The sequence below is a fragment of the Pseudomonas khavaziana genome, assembly GCF_036704165.1.
Lineage (GTDB): Bacteria > Pseudomonadota > Gammaproteobacteria > Pseudomonadales > Pseudomonadaceae > Aquipseudomonas > Aquipseudomonas khavaziana.
Window position 1 is genome coordinate 227,541 of sequence record NZ_CP129946.1, and the last position, 26,103, is coordinate 253,643.

Genomic DNA, 26,103 nt, shown 5'->3' on the forward strand with positions numbered 1-26,103 from the left:
TTAAAGAGCGGGAGTATACCCGATTCGGCCCTGCCACCACTCCCTGGAGCCTTATGCCACGCTGCTTTTGGTGTTCTGAAGATCCGCTGTACATGGCTTATCACGATCAGGAGTGGGGAACGCCGCTGCGCGATGCGCAGGGTTTGTTCGAGTTGCTTTTGCTCGAAGGGTTCCAGGCAGGCCTGTCCTGGATCACCGTTTTACGCAAACGCGAGCATTATCGAAAGGTGTTGTTTGGCTTTGATGCGCAGCGTCTGGCGCAACTGAGCGACGACGAGATCGAGGTGTTGATGCAGGATCCAGGCATCGTGCGCAATCGTTTGAAGCTCAACGCTACTCGGCGCAATGCCGCCGCCTGGCTGGCGTTGGAGGATCCGGTGGGTCTGCTCTGGTCGTTTGTCGGCGGTAAACCCAAGGTCAATCACTTCAAGGATCGCAGCGAAGTCCCGGCGATTACCGCCGAGGCCGAAGCCATGAGCCGCGCCTTGAAAAAAGCCGGCTTCACTTTCGTCGGCCCGACCATCTGCTATGCCTTCATGCAGGCATCGGGCATGGTCATGGACCATACCCAGGACTGCGACCGCTACGCGGACTTGGCCAACGCCGGTTAGAATGCCGGCTTTGCGCACCACACACGATCAGGAGTGACCTGTGGAAAAGTTTAAAGGCGCCTTGCTGGTAGGCGCTCTCCGGTTGTTTGCCCTGCTGCCCTGGCGCGCCGTACAGGCCGTCGGCACGGGCATCGGCTGGATCATGTGGAAAACCCCCAATCGTTCCCGCGACACGGTGCGGATCAACCTCTCCAAATGCTTCCCGGACATGGACCCGGCCGAGCGCGAGCGCCTGGTGGGCCGTAGCCTGATGGACATCGGCAAATCCCTGACCGAAAGCGCCTGTGCGTGGATCTGGCCGGCGCAGCGTTCCATCGACCTGGTCCGTGAAGTCGAGGGCCTTGAGGTGCTGCACGAAGCTTTGGCCTCCGGCAAAGGCGTGGTGGGGATCACCAGCCACCTGGGCAACTGGGAAGTGTTGAACCATTTCTATTGCAGCCAGTGCAAGCCGATCATTTTCTATCGCCCGCCCAAGCTCAAGGCAGTGGACGAATTGTTGCGCAAACAGCGTGTGCAACTGGGCAACCGCGTGGCGGCGTCGACCAAGGAAGGTATTCTCAGCGTGATAAAGGAAGTGCGCAAAGGCGGCCAGGTGGGCATTCCTGCCGACCCGGAGCCGGCTGAGTCGGCCGGCATCTTCGTACCGTTCTTTGCCACCCAGGCACTCACCAGCAAATTCGTGCCGAACATGCTCGCCGGCCACAAGGCGGTGGGCGTATTCCTGCATGCCCTGCGCCTGCCGGACGGCTCGGGCTACAAGGTGATCCTGGAAGCGGCGCCGGAAGACATGTACAGCACAGACACCGCCACCTCCTGCGCGGCGATGAGCAAGGTGGTGGAGCGCTATGTCGGCGCCTACCCGAGCCAGTACATGTGGAGCATGAAGCGCTTCAAGAAGCGCCCGCCGGGTGAGGCGCGGTGGTACTGATTACACCTGACTTAAAGTCGATGCAAAACTAATGTGGGAGGGGGCTTGCTACCGATAGCGGAGGTTCAGTCAACTATGCATTGGCTGACACACTGCTATCGGGAGCAAGCCCCCTCCCACATTTGGATCTGCCTAAGCCTGGCGGTCGAGTTTTTTCAGGAACACGGTCATCTCTTTTTCGGCCTGTTTATCGCCATGGGCCTGGGCCGCTTCGATGCCCTTCTCCCAAGCCAGTCGTGCTGCGGCGTTATCACCCAACCCTTGCTGCGCCTTACCCAACAGCTTCCACGCTGCCGAATACTTCGGATCGAACTCGACGCACTTGGCTAGATGCTCGGCCGCCTTGGCATTGTCCTTCAAGTCCAGATAACCCTTGCCCAACCCAAAGCGCAGCAGCGAATTATCCACACCCTTGGCGTGCATTTTTTCCAAGGATTCGAGCATGTCGGTCACTCCGTCTGATCAGAAAAAGCTCAAGCCCACGTGGAACAGTTTCTCCACGTCGCGGATATGTTTTTTATCCACAAGGAACAGAATCACATGGTCACCGGTGGCGATCACCGTGTCGTCGTGGGCAATGATCACTTCTTCATCACGAATAATTGCGCCAATGGTCGTACCCGGCGGCAGGCCAATATCGCGGATGGCCTTGCCGATCACCTTGCTCGACTTCGAGTCGCCGTGGGCAATCGCCTCGATGGCTTCCGCCGCGCCCCGGCGCAATGAGTGCACGCTGACGATATCGCCACGGCGCACGTGGGCGAGCAAGGTGCCGATGGTGGCCAGCTGCGGGCTGATGGCGATATCGATATCGCCGCCCTGGATCAGGTCGACGTAGGCCGGGTTGTTGATGATGGTCATCACCTTCTTCGCCCCCAGCCGCTTGGCCAGTAGCGACGACATGATGTTGGCTTCGTCATCGTTGGTCAGGGCCAGGAAAATGTCGGCGTCGGCGATGTTCTCTTCCATCAGCAGGTCGCGGTCCGAGGCGCTGCCTTGCAGTACGACGGTGCTGTCGAGGGTGTCGGACAAATGCCGGCAACGCGCCGGGCTCATCTCGATGATCTTCACCTGGTAGCGGCTTTCGATGGCCTCGGCCAGACGTTCGCCAATCTGCCCGCCGCCAGCGATAACAATGCGTTTGTAGCTTTCATCGAGCCTGCGCATTTCGCTCATGACGGCGCGAATATTCGCTTTGGCGGCGATGAAAAAGACCTCGTCGTCGGCCTCGATCACCGTATCGCCCTGGGGCAGGATCGGCCGGTCACGGCGGAAAATCGCCGCTACGCGGGTTTCCACATTTGGCATGTGTTCGCGCAGCTGGCGCAATTGCTGGCCCACCAACGGCCCACCGTAGTAAGCCTTCACTGCCACCAATTGTGCCTTGCCTTCGGCGAAGTCGATCACCTGCAAGGCGCCCGGAATTTCGATCAGGCGCTTGATGTAGTGGGTCACCACCTGTTCCGGGCTGATCAGTACGTCGACGGGAATGGCATCGTTATCGAACAGGCCGGCGCGGGTCAGGTAGGCCGCCTCGCGCACACGCGCGATCTTGGTCGGGGTATGGAACAAGGTGTGGGCCACCTGGCAGGCGACCATGTTGGTCTCGTCGCTGTTGGTCACTGCGACCAGCATGTCGGCATCGTCAGCGCCCGCCTGACGCAGCACCGTCGGAAAGGATGCGCGGCCTTGCACCGTGCGGATGTCCAGGCGGTCGCCCAGGTTGCGCAGGCGCTCGGCATCGGTGTCGACGATGGTGATGTCGTTGGCTTCACCGGCCAGATGTTCGGCCAGCGTGCCACCGACCTGCCCTGCCCCAAGGATGATGATTTTCATCCGGTCACTCCCTTAAAACCATTCAGCCGCGCGCGGCGGCGATCTTGATCAGTTTGGCGTAGTAGAAGCCATCGTGCCCACCTTCCTGCGCGAGCAGTTGGCGACCGTGAGGCTGCTTGATGCCTGCGGTGGTCGCGAGATCAAGCTCACGCGCGCCGCTGGTGCGGGCGAGGAAGGCTGCGATGACCTCGGTATTCTCGGTGGGCAAGGTTGAGCAGGTGGCGTAAAGCAGGATGCCGCCGACCTCCAGGGTCGGCCACAGCGCGTCGAGCAGTTCGCCTTGCAGCACCGCCAGGGCGGCGATGTCGTCGGGCTGGCGGGTCAGCTTGATGTCCGGGTGCCGGCGTATGACCCCGGTGGCCGAGCACGGTGCGTCCAGCAAGATGCGCTGGAACGGCTTGCCGTCCCACCAAGTGGCGGTGTCGCGGCCATCGGCGGCAATCAGTTCGGCGCTCAGGCCCAGGCGTGCGAGGTTTTCTCGTACACGTACAAGGCGCTTGGCTTCAAGATCCACGGCCACTACACCGGCCAGGTCTTTTTCGACTTCCAGGATGTGGCACGTCTTACCGCCCGGCGCACAACAGGCGTCGAGTACACGCTGGCCGGGCGCCAGGTCGAGCAAGTCGCCGGCCAATTGCGCGGCCTCGTCCTGCACGCTGATCCAACCTTCGGCAAAACCCGGCAGGCTGCGCACATCGGTGGCGGCTTCGAGCACGATGCCATCGGTGCTGTACACGCAGGGTGTGGCGTTGATGCCAGCGTCGGCCAGCAACTGCTGATACGCATCACGGCTGTGGTGACGACGGTTGACCCGCAGGATCATCGGTGGGTGCGCGTTGTTGGCTGCGCAGATGGCTTCCCATTGCTCAGGCCAAAAGGCTTTCAGGGACTTTTGCAGCCAGCGCGGGTGGGCAGTGCGCACCACCGGATCATGTTCCAGCTCGGCCAGCAGCGCGTCGCTCTCACGCTGGGCGCGGCGCAACACGGCGTTGAGCAGGGCCTTGGCCCACGGCTTTTTCAGCTTGTCGGCGCAACCGACGGTTTCGCCAATGGCGGCGTGGGCCGGCACTCGGGTATAGAGCAACTGGTAGAGGCCCACCAGCAACAGTGCCTCGACGTCGGCGTCCGCGGCCTTGAACGGCTTTTGCAGCAGCTTGGCCGCCAGCGCCGACAACCGTGGCTGCCAACGGGCGGTGCCAAAGGCCAGGTCCTGGGTGAAGCCGCGGTCGCGGTCTTCGACTTTATCCAGCTGGGTTGGCAGGGAGCTGTTCAGCGAAGCCTTGCCGTTGAGGACAGCAGCGAGAGCCTTGGCGGCGGCCAGACGCGGGTTCATTGAGCGGCCACCCCAAGGAGGGTGCCCAGGGCAAATTTCTCACGGCGGCTATTGAACAAATCGCTGAAGTTCAGCGCTTTGCCGCCGGGCAATTGCAGGCGAGTCAGACACAGCGCCTGTTCACCACAAGCCACCAGCAGACCATCTTTGCTGGCGCCGATGATCTGGCCGGGAGTGCCTTTGCCGTCGGCCAAGGATGCGGCGAGTACTTTCAAGGCTTCGCCGTTGAGGCTGCTGTGGCAGATCGGCCACGGGTTGAATGCACGCACCAGACGCTCCAACTCCACGGCGGGGCGGCTCCAGTCGATGCGCGCTTCGTCCTTGTTCAGCTTGTGGGCGTAGGTGGCCAGGCTGTCGTCCTGTACTTCGCCTTCCAGGGTGCCCACCGCGAGGCCGCCGATGGCCTGGATCACGGCAGGCGGGCCCAGTTCGGCCAGACGGTCATGCAGGCTGCCGCCGGTGTCTTGGGCGGTGATGGGCGTGGTGACCTTGAGCAGCATCGGCCCGGTGTCCAAACCCGCCTCCATGCGCATCACGGTCACACCGCTTTCCCCATCGCCCGCTTCCACGGCGCGCTGGATAGGCGCCGCACCACGCCAGCGTGGCAACAGCGAGGCATGGCTGTTGATGCAACCCAGGCGCGGGATATCCAGCACCGCCTGGGGCAGGATCAAGCCGTAGGCCACCACCACCAGCAGGTCCGGTTTCAGCGCGGCCATTTCGGCCTGGGCCTCGGCATTACGCAGGGTCGGTGGCTGCAGCACTGGGATATTGTGCTCCAGCGCCAATTGCTTGACCGGGCTCGGCATCAGTTTTTGCCCGCGACCGGCCGGGCGATCCGGCTGGGTATACACCGCGACGATGTCATAAGGGCTGGCAAGCAGCGCCTTGAGGTGTTCGGCGGCGAATTCAGGGGTGCCGGCAAAAACAATGCGCAATGGCTCGGTCATGGGCGTTCTCGGTTAAAAGCAGTCACAAAAGAAAAAGGCTTGCCGCAGCAAGCCTTTGGAAGAAGGGTATCAAGCTTGCTGGCGATGCTTTTTTTCCAGCTTCTTCTTGATCCGGTCACGCTTGAGCGTGGACAGGTAATCGACAAACAGCTTGCCGTTGAGGTGGTCGCATTCATGCTGGATGCACACCGCCAACAGGCCTTCGGCAACCAGCTCGAACGGTTTGCCATCACGGTCCAGGGCCTTGATCTTCACGCGCAACGGGCGTTCGACGTTCTCGTAGAACTCCGGCACCGACAGGCAGCCTTCCTGGTATTCGCCCATCTCGTCGGTCAGCGGTTCGAACTCGGGGTTGATGTATACCCGAGGCTCGCTGCGATCTTCCGACAGGTCCATGACCACGACGCGCAGATGCACGTTGACCTGGGTGGCGGCGAGGCCGATGCCCGGGGCTTCATACATTGTTTCAAACATGTCATCGACCAACTGACGAACCTTGTCGTCCACTACGGCCACCGGCTTGGCGATCGTGCGCAGGCGCGAGTCGGGAAATTCGAGGATGTTCAAAATAGCCATAAGCGTAATTGCTGCACATGTGAGGTAGAGACCAATCGGCGGTGGGATGGACCCACACGGCCGGTGTGAAACGCTCGGAAGCCGCGAAGGCCATGACATTTCACGCGAACGCACATAATAAAGGAGATTGACCCCATGAGGAAATCGCTACTCGTCTTGCTGCTATGGGCTCCGCTTGCCACGGCACTGATTGCACAGCCCACCGAGCGCCTGGGCCAGGCGCCGCAACAGGCCATCGAGCACTTCCTGCTGCATAACCGGATTCTCGATTCACCCCAGGACCTGGACAACGCACCTTACATAGTCGCGGTACAAGGCGGACGTGTGCTGGGCGCCAACGGCGAGCGTATACATGCTCGCGGTAGCCTGGACCCGGCCCAGCCCAGCTACGGGATCTTTCGTCAGGGCAAGGCCTACATCGACCCTGACACCCAGGAGCTACTGGGCATCAACGCCAATGACATCGGCACTGCACGCTTTTTGCTCGCCGACAACCTCACCACCTTGGCGGTGCAAAGGGTTACCCAGGAAATCCGCCCGGGCGACCGTTTGCTCCGTGCCGAACCGCCTGTCGAGCTGGCCAACCTGCAAGCAGGCAAATCAGCACCCTTCATCGAAGGGCACATTATCGATATTCCCAGGGGCATCACTCAGTTCGGCGTGCTGGATGCCGTGACCCTGAACAAGGGACGTCGCGATGGCCTGGTGGAGGGCCAATTGCTCACGGTGATCAAGACTGGCGCCACTGTGCGAGACGCCCTTACCGGCGTGCCGACCCGACTTCCTGATGAGCGGGCCGGCACCCTGCAGGTCTTTCGCACCTATGAAAAGCTCAGTTATGCCCTGGTGCTCAGTGCTTCACGCGCCCTGGCGATAAAGGACCGTTTTGAGACGCCTCAACAATCACAATAAATAGCCTGCTAAATAAGTTACCAACAGAGTTATCCACAGCTTGTTCCGGTCAAGGATGATCAAATGAATCCGATAAACAGTAGTGAAATTTCTCCGGCAGAGCTGGAAGCCCGGCTACGCTTGCACAGGCTGCCGGAACTGGGCCCGAAGCGTTTTCATACGTTGATCGATGCCTTCGGCTGCGCCTCCAAGGCCATCAGTGCGCCTGCCAGTGCCTGGCGTTCCCTCGGCTTGCCCACCATCAGTGCCGATGCCCGACGTAGCCCGCAAATCCGTGATGGTGCCAGTGAGACATTGGCTTGGCTGGGCCACCCGGCCCAGCATTTGCTGATGTGGGACCAGCCTGAATACCCTGCACTGCTCGCCCAGATCGATGACGCGCCGCCGTTGTTATTTGTCGCGGGCAATCCTGGCATTCTGGAAAAACCCCAGTTGGCCATGGTCGGTAGTCGGCGGGCGTCGCGCCCGGGAATGGACACGGCCGCTGCGTTTTCCCGCAGCCTGGCGAGCGCCGGTTTTGTCATCACCAGCGGTCTCGCATTGGGTATAGACGGCGCGGCGCATCAGGCGGCACTGGATGTGGGCGGCCATACAATCGGCGTGCTCGGCACTGGCCTGGAAAATTTTTATCCACAGCGCCATCGCAAGCTCGCGGCGGCGATGATTGCCCAGGGCAGCGCGGTGGTTTCCGAGTTTGCGCTGGATGCGCCGCCTCAGGCCGGCAATTTCCCACGGCGCAATCGGATTATCAGCGGGCTCTCGCTGGGCGTCCTGGTGGTGGAAGCCAGCATGGCCAGCGGTTCGCTGATCACTGCACGGCTGGCGGCGGAACAAGGGCGTGAGGTGTATGCGATCCCGGGCTCCATCCATCATCCCGGAGCCAAGGGCTGTCATCAGCTGATTCGCGATGGCGCAGTGCTGGTGGAAACCATCGAACACATTCTGGAAGGCTTGCGCGGTTGGCAAGCGGTGTCGCGTCCCGCGCCGCTTCCGGTTATTCACCCATTGGTGGCGCTGCTGCATGCGGCGCCGCATAGCAGCGAAGCCCTGGCGATTGCCAGCGGCCGACCGTTGTCCCAGGTGCTGGCAACCCTTACGGAACTGGAACTGGAAGGCCAGGTGACCTGTGAAAGCGGACGCTGGCTTGCGCGTTGCCAGCTTTTGTAGCCGTCAGTTCTTTGGAGCTAGGTTTTGTAACGAAGATCGGTAAACTGCCCAGAGCTTTAGTTCGGAGAGTAAACAATGGTCAACAGGTGGCGTGTGCTGGAAGCCGCACGAGAAATTCGCGCAGGCGCGGTGATTGCCTATCCGACCGAAGCGGTCTGGGGCCTGGGATGCGACCCGTGGAATGAAGAAGCGGTGGATCGGCTGCTGGCGATCAAGAACCGGTCAGTGGACAAGGGCCTGATCCTGGTGGCGGACAATATCCGTCAGTTCGACTTTCTGTTTGAAGACTTCCCGGACACCTGGATCGAACGCATGGCCAGCACCTGGCCTGGTCCTAACACCTGGCTGGTGCCCCATCAGGACTTGCTGCCGGAATGGGTCACAGGCTTGCATGACACGGTGGCCTTGCGGGTCACGGACCACCCGTTGGTGCGGGATTTGTGCGCGCAGGTCGGGCCGCTGATTTCCACGTCGGCCAATCCTCAGGGGCGTCCGGCGGCACGCACGCGGATTCGCGTGGAACAGTATTTCCGCGGGCAACTGGATTTAGTATTGGGTGGCGCCCTGGGTGGGCGCAAGAACCCGAGCCTGATTCGTGACCTGGTAACCGGGGATGTTGTGCGGCCCTCCTAAGACCGAGGTGCGGCCATCGCGGGCAAGCCCCCTCCCATAATTTGACCGCGTTGTCATGACGGACACAGATCAAATGTGGAAGTGGGCTTGCCCGGGATGACTCGCTTAAGGCAACAGGATTGTTGAGCCGGTCGTACGGCGCCCCGACAACTCCGTCTGCGCCTTGGCTGCATCCGCCAACGAAAACCGCTGGTTGATATCAATCCGCACCTTGCCGCTCTTGATCATCGAAAACAGGTCATCGGCCATCGCCTGCAAGGCCTGCGGGTTGCTGGCATAGGTCGCCAGCGTCGGCCGCGTCACGTACAGCGAGCCCTTGGCCGACAGGATGCCCAGGTTCACACCATCCACCGCGCCTGACGCGTTGCCGAAGCTGACGACCAAACCCCTTGGCGCCGTGCTGTCCAGGGAGGTCAGCCAGGTGTCCTTGCCGACGCCGTCGTACACCACTGGGCACTTCTTGCCGTCAGTTAATTCCAACACGCGTTGTGCGACATTTTCCTTGCTGTAGTCGATGGTTTCCCAGGCGCCGAGGGATTTGGCCAGGGCAGCCTTTTCCGGGGAGCTGACCGTACCGATCAATTTCACCCCCAGGGCCTTGGCCCACTGGCACGCCAGGGAACCGACGCCACCGGCAGCGGCGTGAAACAGGATAGTCTCGCCGCCTTTCAGCTCGTAGGTCTGGCGCAGCAGGTACTGCACGGTCAGGCCCTTGAGCATGGCGCCTGCGGCCTGTTCAAAGCTGATGTCCTCCGGCAAATGCACCAGATTGGCGGCGGGCAGCACATGTAACTCGCTGTAGGCTCCCAGCGGGCCGCTGCCGTAGGCAACGCGGTCGCCGACCTTGAACTGCGTGACTTCACTGCCAACGGCATCCACCACACCGGCGCCTTCCGCGCCCAGGCCCGATGGCAGGGCGGGCGGTGCGTAGAGGCCACTGCGGAAATAGGTATCGATGAAGTTCAGGCCGATCGCCTCGTTACGCACGCGAACCTGCTGCGGGCCAGGCTCCGCCGGCGTGTAGTCCACATATTCGAGAACTTCGGGGCCGCCATGGGCGCTGAACTGGATACGTTTGGCCATCTGCACTTCTCCTGAGGTTGCATTCGCGTAGCCCCCTATCCCACTCCTAAGCTTGATCTTCGTCAACTGCGATGCAATGTAATGCAGTGGTATCCTGTGCGCCCATTTGCCGCCGACGCCCAGTGGCCTCGCGTAGCTTTGCCCGATTCAAGGTGATGCCATGACTACCCGCACCGAGGCTGTTAAAGCCTATCTGCTTGACCTGCAAGATCGCATTTGCAGCGCCCTGGAAACCTTCGAGACGGACACTCGCTTTATCGAAGACGCCTGGACCCGGCCTGCCGGTGGTGGCGGTCGCACCCGTGTGATCGAGAACGGTACGGTGATTGAAAAAGGCGGCGTCAACTTTTCCCACGTCTTTGGCAGTGGCCTGCCACCGTCGGCCAGCGCCCATCGCCCTGAGCTGGCCGGTCGCGGCTTCGAAGCCCTGGGCGTGTCGTTGGTGATCCATCCGCACAACCCGCATGTACCGACTTCCCACGCCAACGTGCGCTTTTTCATCGCAGAAAAAGACGGCGAAGAACCGGTGTGGTGGTTTGGTGGCGGCTTTGACCTGACCCCGTACTACGGCAATGAAGAAGATTGCGTCCACTGGCACCGCGTGGCCGAGCAGGCCTGTGCGCCCTTTGGCCCGGACGTCTATCCGCGCTACAAAGCCTGGTGCGACACCTACTTTCACATCAAGCATCGCAATGAGCCCCGTGGCATCGGTGGCCTGTTCTTCGATGACTTGAACGAGTGGGGCTTCGACACCTGCTTTGCCTTCATTCGTGCTATCGGCGATGCCTATATCGACGCTTACCTGCCGATTGTGCAGCGCCGCAAGGCCATGGCCTATACCGAGCAGCAGCGCCAGTTCCAGGAGTTCCGCCGCGGCCGCTACGTTGAGTTCAACCTGGTCTATGACCGTGGCACCTTGTTTGGCCTGCAATCGGGTGGGCGCACCGAGTCGATCCTGATGTCGCTGCCACCCCAGGTACGTTGGAGCTATGACTGGAAAGCCGAGGTCGGCAGCGAAGAAGCGCGCCTTACCGACTACTTTTTGCAAGACCGCGACTGGCTCGGCGTCGTCGCGCCCAAGGCGGCGGTGTGATGGACCGGTATGTCGTGTTCGGCAACCCCATCGGCCATAGCAAATCGCCGCTGATTCACCGTATGTTCGCCGAGCAGACCGGCGAACAACTGGACTACAGCACTTTGCTCGCGCCGTTGGAGGATTTCACCCATTGCGCCCGTGAGTTTTTCCAACAGGGCCGTGGCGCCAACGTCACCGTACCCTTCAAGGAAGAAGCCTGCCGTCTGGCCAACACCTTGACCGAGCGCGCCCAGCGCGCCGGGGCGGTGAACACCCTGAGCAAATTGGCTGACGGCACATTGCTGGGCGACAACACTGATGGCGCCGGCCTGGTGCGCGACCTGACGGTGAACGCAGGGCTTAACCTGCACGGCAAGCGCATCCTGTTGCTGGGTGCCGGCGGTGCGGTGCGCGGTGCACTGGAGCCGTTGCTGGCGCAGCAACCCTCATCCTTGATCATTGCCAACCGCACCGTGGAAAAGGCCGAGCTGCTCGCTGAGCTGTTCGATGACCTGGGTCCGGTGTCTGCCAGTGGTTTCGACTGGTTGCGTGAGCCGGTGGATGTGATCATCAACGCTACCTCGGCCAGCCTGGCAGGCGATGTACCGCCGATTGCCGGCAGCCTGGTCGAACCGGGCAAGACGTTCTGCTACGACATGATGTACGCCAAGGAACCCACCGCGTTTTGCCGTTGGGCCACGGAACACGGCGCAGTGGTGGCAATGGATGGCCTGGGCATGCTGGTGGAACAGGCGGCCGAAGCCTTCTTCCTGTGGCGCGGCGTGCGCCCGGATTCGGCGCCGGTACTGGCCGAACTGCGCCGCCAATTGGCCTGATACAGATCTAAATGTGGGAGGGGGCTTGCTCCCGATAGCGGTGTGTCAGTCACATTTTGGTAGCTGACAGGCCGCAATCGGGAGCAAGCCCCCTCCCACAGTTTGATCATGTTCATTCTTCGAAATGGATGGGGCAGTTATCGGCACCTTCCAATTTTTTCAGTTCTTCAACGACCTGCGGCCTGGCCCGACGCAACGTCAAGCTGCGTCCCAACCCCGCCAACCGTCGCGCCTCCTGATGCAGCATCTCCACCCCGGAATAGTCGATAAAATTGATCTGCTGCGCCTCGATCACCACCCGCTCGCCCTGCAAGCTTTGCAGTCGCACTTGCAGGTAATGGCTGGCACCAAAAAAGATCGAGCCGCCCACTCGCAACACATCTTCATCACCATCGCGCCATTGCTGAACCCGTGGCTGCGAGGTGCGCTTGAGGTAGAAAAACAGCGACGCCAGCACCCCGGCATAAATGGCCGTTTGCAGTTCCAGCAGTAAAGTGGCGACACACGTCAGGCTCATCACCACGAATTCGGCGCGACTGACTCGGAATAATGCTCGAATGGCCCGGTGGTCTATCAGGCCCCAGCAAATCAGCAGGATGCTCGCGGCCATGCTTGGGATTGGAATATGTGCGATTAAAGCCGCGCCAAATAACGCGAATAACGCCACCCACAGTGCCGAAAACACTCCCGCCAACGGCGAGCAGGCGCCCGCCTCGTAGCTGAGGCCCGAGCGGGTGAAGGAGCCCGCCGACAGGTAACCGGAGAAAAATCCGCCGACGATGTTGGATAAACCCTGGGCGCGCACTTCCTGGTTGGCGTCGAGCAACTTTTGCGAGCGGGCTGACAGTGAGCGGGCAATCGACAGGCTGGTCACCAACCCCAGCATCCCTACCGCTACGGCGCTGGGCAGCAAGCGCAAGACCAGGTCCAGGTCCATCGGCAACGGGCTGAACGGCGGCAGCTTGCCGATAAACGCACTGACCAGCGCCACATGCCCGAACATTGTCGGCCACAGCCATACCGCAAGGCTGCCCAGGGTCAGGGCGATGAGCAGCGTTGGCCAGCGTGGCACCAGATACTTGAGCAATGCACCGGCCAGTAAAGTGCCAAGCCCCAGGGCGAGGGAGGCGTGGTCCCATTCTGCGCCATGGTCGATCAGTGCCAGCAAGCTATTGATGGCTGTGGCCTGGCTCGGCAAATCCAGCCCCATCAGGTTGGGCAACTGCCCCAGGGCGATGACCACGGCCGCGCCCAGGGTGAAACCCAGCACCACCGAATGGGATACAAAATTCACCAGTGCGCCGAAGCGCAGCAAGCCAAGCAGCCACTGGAATACCCCGGCGAGCAAGGTCAGTAACAGGATCAGCGTGATGTAGTCCTGTGAGCCCGGCACGGCCAAGGGGCTGATACTGGCGTAAAGCACAATGGAAATGGCTGCCGTAGGCCCGCAAATCAGGTGCCAGGAAGAGCCCCACAGACAGGCGATCAACACCGGGACGATTGCCGCGTAGAGCCCGTATTCCGGTGGCAGGCCGGCGATCAGCGCGTAGGCAACCGACTGCGGCAAGGCAAGCACGGCGCCACTGAGGCCGACGATGGCATCCCTACCGATGCTGGCGCGGGTTTGACGCGGGAGCCAACTGAGGAAGGGGAAGAGGGTATGGCGGTTGGGCCGGGGCATCGCAGGCTCGGGTAGAAGGTTTGGCTTAGAGTATCAGTACACACCGGCTCCCTGTGGGAGGGGGCTTGCTCCTGATAGCGGTGTTTCAGCCCGTACATTCATAGCTGATAGGCCGTCATCGGGGGGCAAGCCCCCTCCCACATTTGGATCGCGGCGCCTCTTAGAGTTTGGCTTTTACCGCCGGTAATGCCTCCTGGCCATCGATGGTTTTCACGCCGTCGAGCCACTTGTCCAGCACCGCCGGGTTGGCCTTGATCCACGCTTTCGCCGCCTCGGCATTGCTGACCTTGTTATTGGCCACTTCAGCCATGATGCTGTTTTCCATCTCTTGGGTAAAACTCAGGTTGGTCAGCAGTTTTCCCACATTCGGGCAGGCTTGTGCGTAACCCTTGCGGGTCAAGGTATACACGCTGCCGGTGTCGCCAAAGTACTTTTCGCCGCCCTTGAGGTAACGCATTTTCAACTGCACGTTCATCGGGTGTGGAGTCCAACCGAGGAAAGTGACGAAACGCTGTCTCTTCACCGCCCGCGAGACTTCGGCAAGCATTGCCTGTTCGCTGGACTCGATCAGCTTCCACTGGCCGAGATCAAAGTCATTTTTCTTGATGATCTCCTGCAGCGATATATTCGCTGGCGCGCCAGAGCCGATGCCGTAGATCTTTTTGTCGAATTTGTCGGCAAACTTGTTCAGGTCGGAAAACTCATGCACCCCGGCGTCCCATACGTAATCCGGCACGGCGAGGGTGAACTCGGTGCCGTCGAGGTTTTTCGCCAGTTGCACCACATCGCCGTTGGCCACGAACTTGTCATAGAAGCCCTGCTGCGCGGGCATCCAGTTGCCCATGAACGCGTCCACCTGGCCGTCCTTGAGCCCGCCAAAGATAATCGGCACCGCCAGGGTATCGACCTTGGGCTTGTAGCCCATGCCCGTCAGCAGGAAACCCGTGATGGCGTTGGTGGCGGCAATATCGCTCCAGCCCGGATCGGCCATTTTTACCGTTTCACAACGGGCGTCCGCGTACACATGGGCGCTGCTTAAGGCGAGTACCGCTACGCTTAGCACCACAGTCAACTTTTGCATGGCCTTCCCTCTGTTTATTTATTGGTTTTGGCAGGGTTGTGGATAACGTGCCTTGCGCTCCAGATCGTCGAGGTCGATATGGTTGCGCATGTACTGCTGACTGGCGTCCACCAGTGGCTGGTGGTCCCAGCTCTTCAGCTTGCCTTGGGTCAGCGCCTCGAACACCAGGCGGCGACGGCGTTGGCTGGCGAGCACCTGCTGGTGGATCGCCGGGATGTCCCATTTAGCCCGCGCTTCACGCAAAAACGCTTCGAACAACACCCGGTGTTCCGGTGACTCGCTGAGGTTCTCCCGCTCGTGCGGGTCGTTGTGCACATCGAACAGTAGACAAGGATCGTCTTCGCTGTAGATGAATTTGTAGGCGCCCCGGCGGATCATCATCAACGGGCTGATAGTGCCTTCGGCCATGTATTCGCCAAACACTTCGTCGTGCCCGCCTTGCCCCCGCAAGTGTGGGACCAGCGAACGGCCGTCCAGTGGCAGGCGCGGGTCCAGTTCGCCGCCGGCCAGTTCTACCAGGGTCGGCAACAGGTCAGCGGTGGACACGGCCTGAGTGACGCGGCCAGCGGCGAACTGCCCCGGCGCACTGATCAGCAGCGGTACGCGGGCGGCCATCTCGAACCAGTGCATTTTGTACCAGAGGCCGCGTTCGCCGAGCATATCGCCGTGGTCGCCGGAGAAGATGATGAGCGTGTCGTCGGCCAGGCCGGTGTCTTCCAGGGTTTGCAGGAGTTTGCCGACATTACTGTCGATGTAGCTGCACGCCCCGAAGTAGGCGCGGCGCGCATCGCGGATCTTGTCCACAGGCAGCGGTTTGTCCCACAAGTCATAGACCTTGAGCAGCCGCTGGGAGTGTGGATCCAAATCTCCTTGCGCCGGCGTTGCAGGCAAAGGGATGTCGGCGTCGTCGTACAGATCCCAGAACGGCTTGGGAATGGTGTAGGGGTCGTGGGGGTGGGTCATCGACACGGTCAGGCAGAACGGCTGGTCGCCGTCCTCGCGAATATGATCGAACAGGTACTGCTGGGCCTTGAACACCACCTCTTCGTCGAAATCCAGCTGGTTGGTGCGCACGCACGGGCCGGCTTGCAGCACTGAGGACATGTTGTGGTACCAGGTGGGACGTACGTCCGGTTCATCCCAGTTCACTGCCCAGCCATAGTCGGCGGGGTAGATGTCGCTGGTCAGGCGCTCTTCGTAGCCGTGCAATTGGTCGGGGCCGCAGAAGTGCATCTTTCCCGACAGCGCGGTGCGGTAGCCGAGGCGCCGCAGGTAGTGGGCATAGGTCGGCACATCGGCGGGGAAATCGGCGGCGTTGTCGTAGGCGCCTATCTTGCTCGGTAACTGGCCGCTGACCAGGGTGAAGCGCGACGGTGCGCACAACGGGCTGTTGCAGTAAGCGGCGTCGAATACCACGCCTTGGGCGGCGAGGCGACTGAGGTTGGGCAATTTGATCGGGGACGGCCCGTAGAACGGCAGCATGGGTGCGGCCATTTGATCGGCCATGATGAAAAGAATGTTCTTGCGCTTCATGGTTTCTCGGCATTCCATAGGCGGTGTTTATGCGAATGAGCATGCGGCCTATGAAACATGGGGTAAAGCCCATGCCAAGCAATGTCTAGGATAAGTTGAGCTTATGTATGAAGCGCTGGGTAACCTCTCTCTCGACCTGCTGCGTGCCTTTGAAGCGGCAGCGCGGCATCGTAGTTTCACCGCCGCCGCCATGGAGCTGGGCACTACTCAACCGGCCGTCAGTCAGCAGATCAAGCGTCTTGAAGAGCAATTGGCAATCCGCCTGTTTGACCGCATTTATCGCGGTATCGAACTGACCGACGCCGGCGCGCTGCTGTTCGAGCATGTGCAAAGCGGCTTGCAGAGCGTCAACCAGGGCCTCGTCGCCATCTCCCAGCAAGACCAGCACGAAGTGCTGCAAGTGGCCACCGACTTCGCCTTCGCCGCCTATTGGCTGATGCCGCGCCTGCACCGTTTCCACCAGGCCAACCCGCAGGTGGATGTCAGCCTGGTGACCAGTGAGCGCAACCACGCCACCCTGCGCAGCGATATCGATGTGGCGGTACTGTTTGGCGATGGCCGCTTCAAGCAGGGCGACAGCCTGTGGTTGTTCAATGAGGAAGTATTCCCCGTGTGCAGTCCGCAATGGCTCAAGGACCAGGCCGCGCCGCTGACCGTGCAGGCCTTGCAAGATTGCCCGTTGCTGCACCTGCGCCAGGAAAATAACAGCCGGTGGTTCGACTGGAGCGGGGTGTTCCGTGAACTGGGTATTACGGCCGCGCCGACTCCTGGTCAATTGCGTTTCGACAATTACACCTTGCTGATCCAGGCCGCGATTGCCGGCCAGGGTGTGGCCATCGGCTGGCGCCACCTGGTGGATAACCTGCTGGAGCAAAACTGGCTGTGTCGACCGATCAGCGACACCGTGACCTCGCGTTTCGGCTATTACGTGGTGCAACCCCAGCGCAAACGCCGTGGGCAGTTGGTCGAGCGCTTTGTCGAGTGGCTGGTCGCTGAACAGGCCAGCAGTGCGCAGTCGTTGACCGGGCTGGCCCTGCCATCGATTGCGGTCTAGGATCGGCGCATATTGGATCCGGAGTCCGTCATGCAACGTATCAAGGGCTACCACGCCCACATCTACTTCGATGCCAGCACTATCGAACAGGCCCGTACCCTATGTGAAGACGCGGCCAGGCTGTTTCCCCTGCGCATGGGCCGTGTGCACGAGAAGCCGGTGGGCCCGCACCCGGATTGGAGCTGCCAACTGGCGTTCGAGCCGGAATACATCGGTGTGGTATTGCCGTGGCTGGCGCTGCATCGCAATGGTTTGGTGGTGTTCCTGCACCCTGAAACCGGCGATGACTTGAAGGATCACACCGACTACGCGGTCTGGATGGGGGCCATGCGCGAATTGAATTTGTCGGTTTTTTAACCTTCCTTATCAGATAAAGCCTTGCCTCTCCGTCGCAAAAATCCGGGAGAGCTGTAGGACTTATCTTGTCTTGTCTCATTATATGGGATTGATATTTATATATTGAGATGTCCCTGGCCGTAGGTTTATATTCGCCCATCTGCTTTTTTCAGCACCCACTCATTTCAGGTGAAGCGATGCAGGCGCAATTGATCGCGCTCGATTGGGGGACCAGCTCCCTTCGTGCTTACAAACTCGGCTCCGCAGGCGTGGTGCTGGAACAACGCTCGCTGGCCTTGGGCATCATGCATTTGCCCAGTGAACCCCGGAAGATCGCCGGCGTTGACTGTACTGACGGTTTTGAGTTGGCGTTCGATACCGCCTGCGGCGATTGGCTCGAGGCCCAACCGGGCCTGCCGGTGATCGCCTGCGGCATGGTCGGCAGCGCCCAGGGCTGGAGCGAGGCGGCTTATCGCAACACCCCTGTGGACGTCGCCAGCCTCGGCCAGGCGCTGCACTGCGTGCGTAGCTTGCGCGGGATGGATGTGCATATCGTGCCGGGGGTAATCGAACAGGCTGGCCTGCCCAATGTGATGCGCGGCGAAGAAACCCAGGTGCTCGGCGTGCTCCAAGGCCTTGGGGCCCAGGTGCTGATTGGGTTGCCTGGCAGCCATTCCAAATGGGTCGAGGTGGTCGAAGGTCGCATTACCCATTTCGACACTTTCATGACCGGCGAACTGTTTGCGGTATTGAGCAAGCACAGCATCCTGGGCCGCACCCAGCAACCGTGCGAGCAATTCCAGGCCGAGGCGTTCGATCGCGGTGTGCAGGTGGCGCTTTCGAAAGACGGTGAGCGTGGCGTGCTGTCGACGCTGTTCAGTGCCCGCACCCTGGGGCTGACTGCTGAACTGGCGCCCGAGCAGCAGCCCGACTACCTGTCCGGCCTGCTGATCGGCCACGAACTCGCCGGCTTGCCAGACAGCGCCAAACATAAACCCATCATCCTGGTGGGCGCGGCACCCCTCTGCGTCCGCTATCAACGCGCCCTCGCCCTTTGCGGTTTTGCCCATGTGAGCCTGGCGCAGGAAGCCACCGAACGCGGCCTGTGGCAATTGGCCGTGGCGGCTGGGCTCATTCAACCTGTAACGGAGGCCTGACATGCTCAAGCGAGCACTCGCGCAAAACGGTTTGATCGCAATCCTGCGCGGCATACGCCCGGACGAAGCCCAGGCTATCGGTAAGGTGCTGTATGACGCGGGTTTTCGTGTGATCGAAGTCCCGCTCAATTCGCCCGACCCGTACACCAGCATCCGCACCCTGCGTGACAGCCTGCCCGCCGATTGCCTGATCGGTGCCGGCACGGTGTTGACGCCGGGACAGGTCGAGCAGGTCAAGGCTGCGGGTGGCCAGGTAATCGTCATGCCCCATAGCGATGCCAAGGTCTTGCGTGCCGCCAAGGCGGCGGGTCTGTACTTATCACCTGGCGTGGCCACTCCCACAGAAGCTTTTGCTGCACTGGCCGAAGGCGCCGATGTATTGAAGCTGTTCCCGGCTGAGCAAGTCGGCCCGGCAGTGATCAAGGCATGGCTGGCGGTACTGCCGACGGGCACCTTGTTGCTGCCGGTGGGCGGCATTACCCCGGACAACATGCAGGTGTTCATCGACGCCGGCGCCAAGGGGTTCGGGTTGGGGTCCGGGCTGTTCAAGCCGGGAATGACAGTGGATCAGGTCGCGAGCCATGCCCAGGCTTATGTCGCCGCCTGGAAAGCCCTGAGCTGATATCAAGTTCCGCGCCTACAGGCGCTGCATCTATAAGAGAGACAAGAGATGAAAATCACCAAACTGACGACCTTTATCGTCCCGCCGCGCTGGTGCTTCCTCAAGGTCGAAACCGACCAGGGCGTGACTGGCTGGGGTGAGCCTGTGGTCGAAGGCCGTGCTCACACCGTCGCGGCTGCCGTCGAAGAACTGTCCGACTACCTGATCGGCAAAGACCCACGCAATATCGAAGACATCTGGACCGTGCTCTATCGCGGCGGCTTCTACCGTGGCGGAGCCGTGCACATGAGTGCCCTCGCCGGCATCGACCAGGCCCTGTGGGATATCAAGGGCAAGGCCCTAGGGGTGTCGGTCAGCGATCTGCTGGGCGGCCAGGTGCGCGACAAGATCCGAGTGTACTCCTGGATCGGCGGTGACCGTCCCGCCGACACCGCCCGCGCCGCCAAAGAGGCCGTGGCTCGTGGCTTTACTGCAGTGAAGATGAACGGTACCGAAGAGTTGCAGTTTGTCGACAGTTTTGAAAAAGTCGACCTGGCCCTGGCCAACGTCGCGGCCGTGCGTGATGCGGTAGGCCCTAACGTAGGGATCGGCGTCGACTTCCATGGCCGCGTGCACAAGCCCATGGCCAAGGTTCTAATGAAAGAACTCGACCCGTACAAGCTGATGTTCATCGAAGAGCCGGTGCTCAGCGAAAACTACGAAGCGTTGAAAGAACTGGCACCGCTGACCAGCACACCGATTGCCTTGGGTGAGCGCCTGTTCTCGCGTTGGGATTTCAAGCGCGTGCTCAGCGAAGGCTATGTCGACATCATCCAGCCGGATGCCTCTCACGCAGGCGGTATTACCGAAACCCGCAAGATCGCCAACATGGCCGAAGCCTACGACGTGGCCTTGGCCCTGCACTGCCCGCTGGGCCCCATCGCGCTGGCGGCGTGCTTGCAGTTGGATGCGGTTTGCTACAACGCGTTTATCCAGGAGCAGAGCCTGGGCATTCACTACAATGAGAGCAATGATCTGCTCGACTATGTGCGTGACCCGGGGGTATTCGACTATGACCAGGGCTTTGTGAAAATTCCGAACGGGCCGGGCCTGGGCATCGAGATCAACGAGGAATATGTGGTTGAGCGCGCGGCTATTGGCCATCGCTGGCGCAACCCGATCTGGCGTCATGCCGATGGCAGTTTTGCCGAGTGGTGATTTCTGACTGACGCAACTGCGGTTCAAAAATGTGGGAGGGGGCTTGCTCCCGATAGCGGTAAATCTGCCACCGACGATGTCGACTGACACTCAGCCATCGGGGGCAAGTCGAATCGTCGCACCGCCCCTCCCACATTTCTAACCGCGTTTATTCAGTTAGACCTATCCTCAATAAACATAAGAAGAGGCACCCCCCATGCATCCTGAATCCCTCCCCGGGCAGGCTTCTTTAGTCACGCCCAGCCGAAAGCGTTTCTTCATCATGGTGCTGCTGTTTATCACCGTGGTTATCAACTACCTCGACCGCAGCAACCTGTCGATTGCCGCCCCGGCGCTGACCAGCGACCTGGGCATCGACCCGGTGCAGGTCGGGCTGATTTTTTCGGCGTTCGGCTGGACTTACGCGGCCATGCAAATCCCCGGCGGCTGGCTGGTAGATCGTGTGCCGCCGCGTATTCTCTATACGGTCGCCCTGCTGCTGTGGTCGATCGCCACCGTTATGCTCGGTTTCGCCGCAAGCTTTATCGCGCTCTTCGTGTTGCGCATGGCGGTGGGCGCATTGGAAGCACCGGCCTATCCGATCAACAGCCGTGTGGTCACCACCTGGTTCCCTGAGCGCGAGCGCGCGACCGCGATTGGCGTCTACACCTCCGGGCAATTCGTTGGCCTGGCGTTCCTTACGCCGGTCCTTGCCTGGCTGCAACATCATTATGGCTGGCACATGGTGTTTGTCGTTACCGGTGGCGTCGGTATCCTGTGGGCCGCGATCTGGTACGCGGTGTACCGTGAGCCGAAGGATTTCAAGGGCGCCAATGCGGCTGAAATCCAGTTGATCCGTGATGGCGGCGGCCTGGTGGACATGCAGGCACAAACCGTCAAGGCGCCCTTCAGTTGGGTCGACCTGGGTATCGTGCTGAGCAAGCGCAAACTCTGGGGCATCTACCTGGGCCAGTTCTGCCTGAACTCCACGCTGTGGTTCTTCCTGACCTGGTTCCCGACGTACCTGGTGAAGTATCGCGGCATGGACTTCATCCAGTCAGGCTTGTTGGCATCATTGCCGTTCCTGGCCGCGTTTGTGGGCGTGCTGTGTTCGGGGGTATTTTCCGATTGGCTGATTCGCCGTGGCGCCTCGGTGGGCTTCGCGCGCAAGCTGCCGATCATCAGCGGCCTGCTGATTTCTACGGCGATCATCGGCGCCAACTACGTGGACTCCACGGCGTGGGTCATCGCGTTCCTGGCGGTGGCGTTTTTCGGCAATGGCCTTGCATCGATCACCTGGTCATTGGTGTCGACCCTGGCGCCTGCCCGGTTGCTGGGGCTGACCGGTGGGGTGTTCAACTTCATCGGTAACCTGGCAGCGATTGCCACGCCTATCGTGATTGGTTTTCTGGCCAGCGGCGATTCGTTTGCGCCGGCGATTACCTATATTGCGGTACTGGCATTGCTTGGTGCGCTTTCCTACATATTGCTCGTAGGTAAAGTCGAGCGGATCGAGCTGTAAAAACGGGCGACCTTAGGGTCGCCCTTTTTTTCGAGCTACGGCACCGACATCTCGTTACGAAAAATATGGTGTGGGTCCCAGCGCTGCTTGGTACGCCTTAATCGGCTTTCGATGATCAGGTCGGGGAAGAAGATTCGGTACCACTGGGGGTTTTTGCCGTTGGGCGGATTGCCACCCACGTACGTCATGTCGAGGTCAGGGTAGTTGATGTAGCAACCTTCGAATTCATTGTTGATCGGTACGCCCTGATCATCGGCAAACGCGTTGAGGTACAGCCCTCGGATCCAGCTGGCGTGGGCTTGGTCCGAAGCGGCGCTGGCATCGCGCCAATAACATTGTGGCTGCCATTTGAGGTAGGAAGAGCGCTGCGCGGCTGAGGATTCCCTGCGCACTGGCGCGCTGACGGCATTGATCTGGCCACCGAAAGACTGAATCTGGATAAGGCTTTGTGTCAGGTGCTTGTCTGGGTCTGGCCAGTTCAATGTGGACCAGATGGCGTCCAGTACCTGAGGGGTGAATGGGCCCTTTTGGTAAGCCGACTTATAGCGCCCCCGCTGGTTGTCCCCTGAGCCATTCAACGTCTGTTGGCACACCAGCCAATCCAGGCGCTGCTCGGCTGCCTTCGCGGCTGAGACTGAGTCGATGGTGCGACCGGTGGCGGTGCCGGGCGGCAGATGGATGACATGAAACGGCACCAGCGATTCGGTCGCGGGCAGGCCAATGGCGGTGAGCATTCTGCTGACAAAGTCATCGAAGGGCGCCCGGTCGTTCAGTTCCCCAGCCTTGTCCACATAGTGAATGCCCAAGGTCATGTTGCCCGTGTGTCGGTGGCGCATCTCCAATTTGGTCGCCAGCCCCCAGGTGTCCGGGTTGCCTTGATTACTGGCGAACCATGACTGATAGGCCACCAGCAGGTTATCGAGTGCAGGCTTGGTCAGTACGGACCAGTCCCATTCCAGCACCAGCCACAGCACCTCCTTCGGCGCCGGTGGCAGGTCTTTGAAGTAGTAGCTGGTGATGATGCCGAACTGCCCGCCGCCCGCACCGCAGCACGCAGCGAACAGGTCCAGTTCATCCTGGCTGGCGCTGTCCCGGGAAACGTGATGCTTTTTGAGAGCTTTGCCTTCGAAATCGGGCACCAGGATATCCACACCGCTGAGCCAGTCACACACCAATCCATATTTGCGCGACAGCAGCCCATAGCCGCCCCCGCAAATGTGCCCGCCCAGACCCACCGAATAGCACGACCCCCCTGGCAGGGTCTTGTTGGCCAGTTTGTATAACGCTACGTAGACATCCCAGTTTTGCGCACCGGCTTCGAGGCGAAAGCTATAGCGTTCAGTTGCATCTGGGTCCAGATCGGAACCGATTTGCCCGGCAGCGTCGTAGACCACTCGGTTCAGCGCACTGATATCCAGGATCGACAGCACCTCATGGGGGCTATCAGGCATCTTGTTGGCGACAAAACCTTCGTAGCAATGGCCCCCGCTGCGCACGGTAATGCGACCGTTGGGTTGGGCCAATGCCTGTGCGGCGGCGTCAATGATGTCTTGCGGGCTGTGGCAGAGGTAGATCAGGTTGGCGCCATTGGGCGAGGACTGGCCCTGCACGTTGCCGAGTGGCCAGCGCAGGTTGAAACCTTTCTGCAATGTTGAATGACGGCGGTCTGAAGGGGTGACGAGATCAAATGCCATGATGTACTCCTGAAGAGACAAAGATGACTTCTGATGCGGCTAACTTAACGACCGGGGGCAAGGACTGCGTGGCCTGCGAGGGTGGTTAGACGGCAAAGGGCACGAAGCGCGTTAAAAGGAGGCGGGCGACATGCCCGCCTCCCTTGAAGCCTAGCTGATCAGCCGGAAGGCGTTCAGATGGAGGGATTACATTTACTTGCGAGCGTTACGCACACCTTCCGACAGCGCCGCGCACAGGCTCAACACGCCATCAATGGCTTGCTGGTCGTTTTCGGCGTTGGCGATATGGTCGATCAGCGCTGAACCCACCACTACACCGTCGGCCAGGCGCGCAATGGCTGCTGCCTGGTCCGGCGTGCGTATACCAAAGCCGATGCTGATCGGCAGGTCGGTATGGCGACGCAGGCGGGTCACGGCTTCTTCGACGTGCTCCAGGGTGGCGGCACCGGCACCGGTCACACCGGCGACCGACACGTAATACACAAAGCCGGAGCTGCCGTTGAGTACGGTGGGCAGGCGTACGTCATCGGTGGTCGGGGTGGTCAGGCGGATAAAATCGATGCCTGCGGCTTGGGCCGGGTCGCACAGTTCGCCGTTATGCTCAGGCGGCATGTCGACCACGATCAGGCCGTCGACGCCAGCTGCCTTGGCATCGGCAATGAATTGTGGCACGCCGTATTTATGGATCGGGTTGAAGTAGCCCATCAACACCAGTGGGGTATCGTTGTTGTCCTGGCGAAACTCGCGGACCATTTGCAGGGTTTTCACCAGGTTCTGCTTGGCGGTCAGCGCACGGATATTGGCCAGTTGAATAGCCGGGCCGTCAGCCATCGGGTCAGTGAAGGGCATGCCCAGCTCGATCACATCAGCGCCGGCTGCCGGCAGGCCCTTGAGGATCGCCAGTGAGGTGTCATAACCCGGGTCGCCGGCGGTGACGAAAGTCACCAGGGCAGCGCGGTTTTGTTCCTTGAGTTGCGCGAAGCGGGTTTGCAGGCGGCTCATTTAGTGTTTCTCCTGCTGAGACTGTTCCATGTGGTGCATCACGGTCTGCATGTCTTTGTCGCCACGGCCGGACAGGTTGACCACCATCAGGTGATCCTTCGGCAAGGTCGGTGCGCGCTTGAATACTTCTGCCAGGGCGTGGGCGCTTTCCAGAGCAGGAATAATCCCTTCGAGACGGCAGCATTTGTGAAAGGCGTCCAAGGCTTCGTCGTCAGTCACCGAGGTGTACTGGACGCGACCGATATCATGCAACCAGGCGTGCTCAGGGCCGATGCCGGGGTAGTCGAGGCCGGCGGAAATCGAGTGGGCGTCGATGATCTGGCCGTCGTCGTCCTGCAGCAGGAAGGTACGGTTGCCGTGCAGCACGCCCGGTACGCCCCCATTGAGGCTGGCGGCGTGCTTGCCGGTTTCGATGCCATGGCCTGCGGCTTCAACACCGATGATCTCGACGCTGGTGTCATCCAGGAACGGGTGGAACAGGCCCATGGCGTTGGAACCGCCGCCGATGCACGCCACCAGGCTGTCCGGCAGGCGGCCTTCCTGGGCTTGCAGCTGGGTACGGGTTTCCTTGCCGATCACGGCCTGGAAGTCGCGCACCATCGCCGGGTAAGGGTGTGGGCCAGCCACGGTGCCGATCAGGTAGAAGGTGCTGTCGACGTTGGTTACCCAATCACGCAGGGCTTCGTTCATCGCATCTTTCAGAGTACCGGTGCCGGCGACCACCGGGATCACTTCGGCGCCCAGCAGTTTCATGCGGAACACGTTGGCCTGCTGGCGCTCGATGTCGGTGGTGCCCATGTAGATCACACATTGCAGGCCAAAGCGTGCAGCGACAGTGGCGGTGGCCACGCCGTGCATGCCGGCGCCGGTCTCGGCGATGATGCGTTTCTTGCCCATGCGCCGGGCCAGCAAAATCTGGCCGATGCAATTGTTGATCTTGTGCGCGCCGGTGTGGTTGAGCTCTTCGCGCTTGAGGTAGATCTTGGCGCCGCCACAGAACTCGGTCAGGCGTTCGGCGAAATACAGCGGGCTGGGGCGTCCGACGTAGTCGCGCTGGAAGTAGGCCAGTTCTTCGTTGAACGCCGGATCAATCTTGGCCGCTTCGTATTCACGGGCCAGGTCGAGAATCAACGGCATCAAGGTTTCAGCGACGTAGCGGCCACCGAACCCACCAAACAGGCCGTTGGCGTCAGGGCCGTTGCGTAGATCGGTCTGGGACTGAGTCATGGGACGCTCCAGGAAAAATGTATGTGAGAAGCAATGGGGCCCACTCTACCCCTGACGCTGTAGCCTGAAAACCGATAA

General features: G+C 60.8%; 25 protein-coding genes. 13 read left to right on the forward strand and 12 right to left on the reverse strand.

Annotation, left to right across the window (positions count from 1 at the left end; translation table 11 throughout):
* The first annotated feature begins 53 nt into the window (after positions 1-53).
* Complete coding sequence (locus QYQ93_RS00990; RefSeq protein ID WP_043048256.1) at positions 54-611, forward strand: DNA-3-methyladenine glycosylase I; 558 nt, start codon at positions 54-56, stop codon at positions 609-611.
* Positions 612-651: 40 nt separating this feature from the next.
* Positions 652-1,539: a lysophospholipid acyltransferase gene (locus QYQ93_RS00995; RefSeq protein ID WP_014716285.1), complete on the forward strand. Its 888-nt coding sequence runs from the start codon at positions 652-654 to the stop codon at positions 1,537-1,539.
* 132 nt (positions 1,540-1,671) lie between these two features.
* On the opposite strand, the gene QYQ93_RS01000 is transcribed toward QYQ93_RS00995, so the two are convergent.
* From QYQ93_RS01000 to def, 5 genes are all read right to left on the reverse strand, one after another.
* Entirely contained in the window at positions 1,672-1,983 is a 312-nt protein-coding gene (locus QYQ93_RS01000; RefSeq protein WP_043048257.1) for a hypothetical protein, read from the reverse strand.
* Positions 1,984-2,001: 18 nt separating this feature from the next.
* Positions 2,002-3,375, reverse strand: coding sequence for a Trk system potassium transporter TrkA (gene trkA / locus QYQ93_RS01005; RefSeq protein WP_043048258.1), 1,374 nt, complete (start codon positions 3,373-3,375; stop codon positions 2,002-2,004).
* A 22-nt stretch (positions 3,376-3,397) separates the two neighbouring features.
* On the reverse strand, positions 3,398-4,708 hold the full coding sequence (gene rsmB, locus QYQ93_RS01010; protein WP_338476093.1) for a 16S rRNA (cytosine(967)-C(5))-methyltransferase RsmB: 1,311 nt from the start codon (positions 4,706-4,708) through the stop codon (positions 3,398-3,400).
* Positions 4,705-5,658: a methionyl-tRNA formyltransferase gene (fmt, locus tag QYQ93_RS01015; RefSeq protein ID WP_338476095.1), complete on the reverse strand. Its 954-nt coding sequence runs from the start codon at positions 5,656-5,658 to the stop codon at positions 4,705-4,707. The genes rsmB and fmt overlap by 4 nt, the downstream gene beginning before the upstream one ends.
* Before the next feature lie 69 nt (positions 5,659-5,727).
* Positions 5,728-6,234 carry a peptide deformylase gene (gene def / locus QYQ93_RS01020; RefSeq protein WP_034116599.1) on the reverse strand — a complete coding sequence of 169 codons (507 nt, stop codon included), beginning with the start codon at positions 6,232-6,234 and terminating at the stop codon, positions 5,728-5,730.
* 135 nt (positions 6,235-6,369) lie between these two features.
* Between def and QYQ93_RS01025 the strand changes: the two genes are divergently transcribed.
* The 3 genes from QYQ93_RS01025 to QYQ93_RS01035 all read left to right on the forward strand — a co-directional run bounded on the left by QYQ93_RS01025 (position 6,370) and on the right by QYQ93_RS01035 (position 8,946).
* A complete protein-coding gene (locus QYQ93_RS01025; RefSeq protein ID WP_338476096.1) occupies positions 6,370-7,146 on the forward strand; it encodes a peptidoglycan-binding protein in 777 nt (258 codons plus the stop codon).
* Positions 7,147-7,209: 63 nt separating this feature from the next.
* Positions 7,210-8,313, forward strand: coding sequence for a DNA-processing protein DprA (dprA, locus tag QYQ93_RS01030; protein WP_217880660.1), 1,104 nt, complete (start codon positions 7,210-7,212; stop codon positions 8,311-8,313).
* Positions 8,314-8,388: 75 nt separating this feature from the next.
* Complete coding sequence (locus QYQ93_RS01035) at positions 8,389-8,946, forward strand: L-threonylcarbamoyladenylate synthase (protein WP_217880659.1); 558 nt, start codon at positions 8,389-8,391, stop codon at positions 8,944-8,946.
* A 105-nt stretch (positions 8,947-9,051) separates the two neighbouring features.
* On the opposite strand, the gene QYQ93_RS01040 is transcribed toward QYQ93_RS01035, so the two are convergent.
* Entirely contained in the window at positions 9,052-10,029 is a 978-nt protein-coding gene (locus QYQ93_RS01040) for an NADPH:quinone reductase (RefSeq protein WP_043048266.1), read from the reverse strand.
* Positions 10,030-10,189: 160 nt separating this feature from the next.
* Between QYQ93_RS01040 and hemF the strand changes: the two genes are divergently transcribed.
* Both hemF and aroE read left to right on the forward strand, forming a co-directional pair.
* Complete coding sequence (hemF, locus tag QYQ93_RS01045; RefSeq protein ID WP_217880658.1) at positions 10,190-11,122, forward strand: oxygen-dependent coproporphyrinogen oxidase; 933 nt, start codon at positions 10,190-10,192, stop codon at positions 11,120-11,122.
* Positions 11,122-11,940: a shikimate dehydrogenase gene (gene aroE / locus QYQ93_RS01050; protein WP_043048268.1), complete on the forward strand. Its 819-nt coding sequence runs from the start codon at positions 11,122-11,124 to the stop codon at positions 11,938-11,940. Before hemF ends, aroE begins: the two co-directional genes overlap by 1 nt.
* A 112-nt stretch (positions 11,941-12,052) precedes the next feature.
* Here the strand turns inward: aroE and QYQ93_RS01055 are convergent, their stop codons facing one another.
* The 3 genes from QYQ93_RS01055 to betC all read right to left on the reverse strand — a co-directional run bounded on the left by QYQ93_RS01055 (position 12,053) and on the right by betC (position 16,235).
* Positions 12,053-13,621 carry a SulP family inorganic anion transporter gene (locus QYQ93_RS01055; protein ID WP_338476099.1) on the reverse strand — a complete coding sequence of 523 codons (1,569 nt, stop codon included), beginning with the start codon at positions 13,619-13,621 and terminating at the stop codon, positions 12,053-12,055.
* 160 nt (positions 13,622-13,781) lie between these two features.
* The gene (gene choX, locus QYQ93_RS01060; RefSeq protein ID WP_043048270.1) at positions 13,782-14,702 is read right to left on the reverse strand and encodes a choline ABC transporter substrate-binding protein; all 921 of its coding nucleotides are present in this window, start codon (positions 14,700-14,702) and stop codon (positions 13,782-13,784) included.
* A gap of 18 nt (positions 14,703-14,720) precedes the next feature.
* Positions 14,721-16,235, reverse strand: a complete 1,515-nt coding sequence (gene betC, locus QYQ93_RS01065) for a choline-sulfatase (RefSeq protein WP_043048271.1) — start codon at positions 16,233-16,235, stop codon at positions 14,721-14,723.
* A 103-nt stretch (positions 16,236-16,338) separates the two neighbouring features.
* Between betC and QYQ93_RS01070 the strand changes: the two genes are divergently transcribed.
* The 6 genes from QYQ93_RS01070 to QYQ93_RS01095 all read left to right on the forward strand — a co-directional run bounded on the left by QYQ93_RS01070 (position 16,339) and on the right by QYQ93_RS01095 (position 22,102).
* Complete coding sequence (locus QYQ93_RS01070) at positions 16,339-17,289, forward strand: choline sulfate utilization transcriptional regulator (RefSeq protein ID WP_338476100.1); 951 nt, start codon at positions 16,339-16,341, stop codon at positions 17,287-17,289.
* A 30-nt stretch (positions 17,290-17,319) separates the two neighbouring features.
* Positions 17,320-17,646 (forward strand): DOPA 4,5-dioxygenase family protein, encoded by a 327-nt coding sequence (locus QYQ93_RS01075; RefSeq protein WP_043048273.1) that lies wholly within the window; start codon positions 17,320-17,322, stop codon positions 17,644-17,646.
* Between the two features lie 176 nt (positions 17,647-17,822).
* A complete protein-coding gene (locus QYQ93_RS01080; RefSeq protein ID WP_043048275.1) occupies positions 17,823-18,782 on the forward strand; it encodes a 2-dehydro-3-deoxygalactonokinase in 960 nt (319 codons plus the stop codon).
* Position 18,783: 1 nt separating this feature from the next.
* A complete protein-coding gene (locus QYQ93_RS01085; protein ID WP_338476101.1) occupies positions 18,784-19,404 on the forward strand; it encodes a 2-dehydro-3-deoxy-6-phosphogalactonate aldolase in 621 nt (206 codons plus the stop codon).
* Between the two features lie 48 nt (positions 19,405-19,452).
* Positions 19,453-20,601 carry a galactonate dehydratase gene (gene dgoD / locus QYQ93_RS01090; protein WP_003187297.1) on the forward strand — a complete coding sequence of 383 codons (1,149 nt, stop codon included), beginning with the start codon at positions 19,453-19,455 and terminating at the stop codon, positions 20,599-20,601.
* Between the two features lie 196 nt (positions 20,602-20,797).
* A complete protein-coding gene (locus tag QYQ93_RS01095; RefSeq protein ID WP_043048277.1) occupies positions 20,798-22,102 on the forward strand; it encodes an MFS transporter in 1,305 nt (434 codons plus the stop codon).
* Positions 22,103-22,137: 35 nt separating this feature from the next.
* Here QYQ93_RS01095 and QYQ93_RS01100 read toward each other — a convergent pair whose 3' ends face one another.
* The 3 genes from QYQ93_RS01100 to trpB all read right to left on the reverse strand — a co-directional run bounded on the left by QYQ93_RS01100 (position 22,138) and on the right by trpB (position 26,025).
* On the reverse strand, positions 22,138-23,796 hold the full coding sequence (locus QYQ93_RS01100) for an FAD-dependent oxidoreductase (protein WP_338476102.1): 1,659 nt from the start codon (positions 23,794-23,796) through the stop codon (positions 22,138-22,140).
* A 192-nt stretch (positions 23,797-23,988) separates the two neighbouring features.
* Positions 23,989-24,798 (reverse strand): tryptophan synthase subunit alpha, encoded by an 810-nt coding sequence (gene trpA, locus QYQ93_RS01105; protein ID WP_043048279.1) that lies wholly within the window; start codon positions 24,796-24,798, stop codon positions 23,989-23,991.
* A complete protein-coding gene (trpB, locus tag QYQ93_RS01110) occupies positions 24,799-26,025 on the reverse strand; it encodes a tryptophan synthase subunit beta (protein ID WP_043048280.1) in 1,227 nt (408 codons plus the stop codon). It lies immediately after the preceding gene.
* Positions 26,026-26,103: the final 78 nt, after the last annotated feature.

Excerpts from the sequence above, each read along its gene's own strand:
- fmt (WP_338476095.1), bottom strand. The coding sequence starts at position 5,658 with ATGACCGAGCCATTGCGCATTGTTTTTGCCGGCACCCCTGAATTCGCC.
- QYQ93_RS01100 (WP_338476102.1), bottom strand. The coding sequence starts at position 23,796 with ATGGCATTTGATCTCGTCACCCCTTCAGACCGCCGTCATTCAACATTG.
- trpA (WP_043048279.1), bottom strand. The coding sequence starts at position 24,798 with ATGAGCCGCCTGCAAACCCGCTTCGCGCAACTCAAGGAACAAAACCGC.
- QYQ93_RS01080 (WP_043048275.1), top strand. The coding sequence starts at position 17,823 with ATGCAGGCGCAATTGATCGCGCTCGATTGGGGGACCAGCTCCCTTCGT.
- QYQ93_RS01070 (WP_338476100.1), top strand. The coding sequence starts at position 16,339 with ATGTATGAAGCGCTGGGTAACCTCTCTCTCGACCTGCTGCGTGCCTTT.
- trkA (WP_043048258.1), bottom strand. The coding sequence starts at position 3,375 with ATGAAAATCATCATCCTTGGGGCAGGGCAGGTCGGTGGCACGCTGGCC.
- trpB (WP_043048280.1), bottom strand. The coding sequence starts at position 26,025 with ATGACTCAGTCCCAGACCGATCTACGCAACGGCCCTGACGCCAACGGC.
- QYQ93_RS00990 (WP_043048256.1), top strand. The coding sequence starts at position 54 with ATGCCACGCTGCTTTTGGTGTTCTGAAGATCCGCTGTACATGGCTTAT.
- hemF (WP_217880658.1), top strand. The coding sequence starts at position 10,190 with ATGACTACCCGCACCGAGGCTGTTAAAGCCTATCTGCTTGACCTGCAA.
- QYQ93_RS01040 (WP_043048266.1), bottom strand. The coding sequence starts at position 10,029 with ATGGCCAAACGTATCCAGTTCAGCGCCCATGGCGGCCCCGAAGTTCTC.
- betC (WP_043048271.1), bottom strand. The coding sequence starts at position 16,235 with ATGAAGCGCAAGAACATTCTTTTCATCATGGCCGATCAAATGGCCGCA.
- QYQ93_RS01035 (WP_217880659.1), top strand. The coding sequence starts at position 8,389 with ATGGTCAACAGGTGGCGTGTGCTGGAAGCCGCACGAGAAATTCGCGCA.
- QYQ93_RS01075 (WP_043048273.1), top strand. The coding sequence starts at position 17,320 with ATGCAACGTATCAAGGGCTACCACGCCCACATCTACTTCGATGCCAGC.
- dgoD (WP_003187297.1), top strand. The coding sequence starts at position 19,453 with ATGAAAATCACCAAACTGACGACCTTTATCGTCCCGCCGCGCTGGTGC.
- QYQ93_RS01000 (WP_043048257.1), bottom strand. The coding sequence starts at position 1,983 with ATGCTCGAATCCTTGGAAAAAATGCACGCCAAGGGTGTGGATAATTCG.
- QYQ93_RS01055 (WP_338476099.1), bottom strand. The coding sequence starts at position 13,621 with ATGCCCCGGCCCAACCGCCATACCCTCTTCCCCTTCCTCAGTTGGCTC.
- def (WP_034116599.1), bottom strand. The coding sequence starts at position 6,234 with ATGGCTATTTTGAACATCCTCGAATTTCCCGACTCGCGCCTGCGCACG.
- choX (WP_043048270.1), bottom strand. The coding sequence starts at position 14,702 with ATGCAAAAGTTGACTGTGGTGCTAAGCGTAGCGGTACTCGCCTTAAGC.
- dprA (WP_217880660.1), top strand. The coding sequence starts at position 7,210 with ATGAATCCGATAAACAGTAGTGAAATTTCTCCGGCAGAGCTGGAAGCC.
- QYQ93_RS01085 (WP_338476101.1), top strand. The coding sequence starts at position 18,784 with ATGCTCAAGCGAGCACTCGCGCAAAACGGTTTGATCGCAATCCTGCGC.
- aroE (WP_043048268.1), top strand. The coding sequence starts at position 11,122 with ATGGACCGGTATGTCGTGTTCGGCAACCCCATCGGCCATAGCAAATCG.
- QYQ93_RS01095 (WP_043048277.1), top strand. The coding sequence starts at position 20,798 with ATGCATCCTGAATCCCTCCCCGGGCAGGCTTCTTTAGTCACGCCCAGC.
- rsmB (WP_338476093.1), bottom strand. The coding sequence starts at position 4,708 with ATGAACCCGCGTCTGGCCGCCGCCAAGGCTCTCGCTGCTGTCCTCAAC.
- QYQ93_RS01025 (WP_338476096.1), top strand. The coding sequence starts at position 6,370 with ATGAGGAAATCGCTACTCGTCTTGCTGCTATGGGCTCCGCTTGCCACG.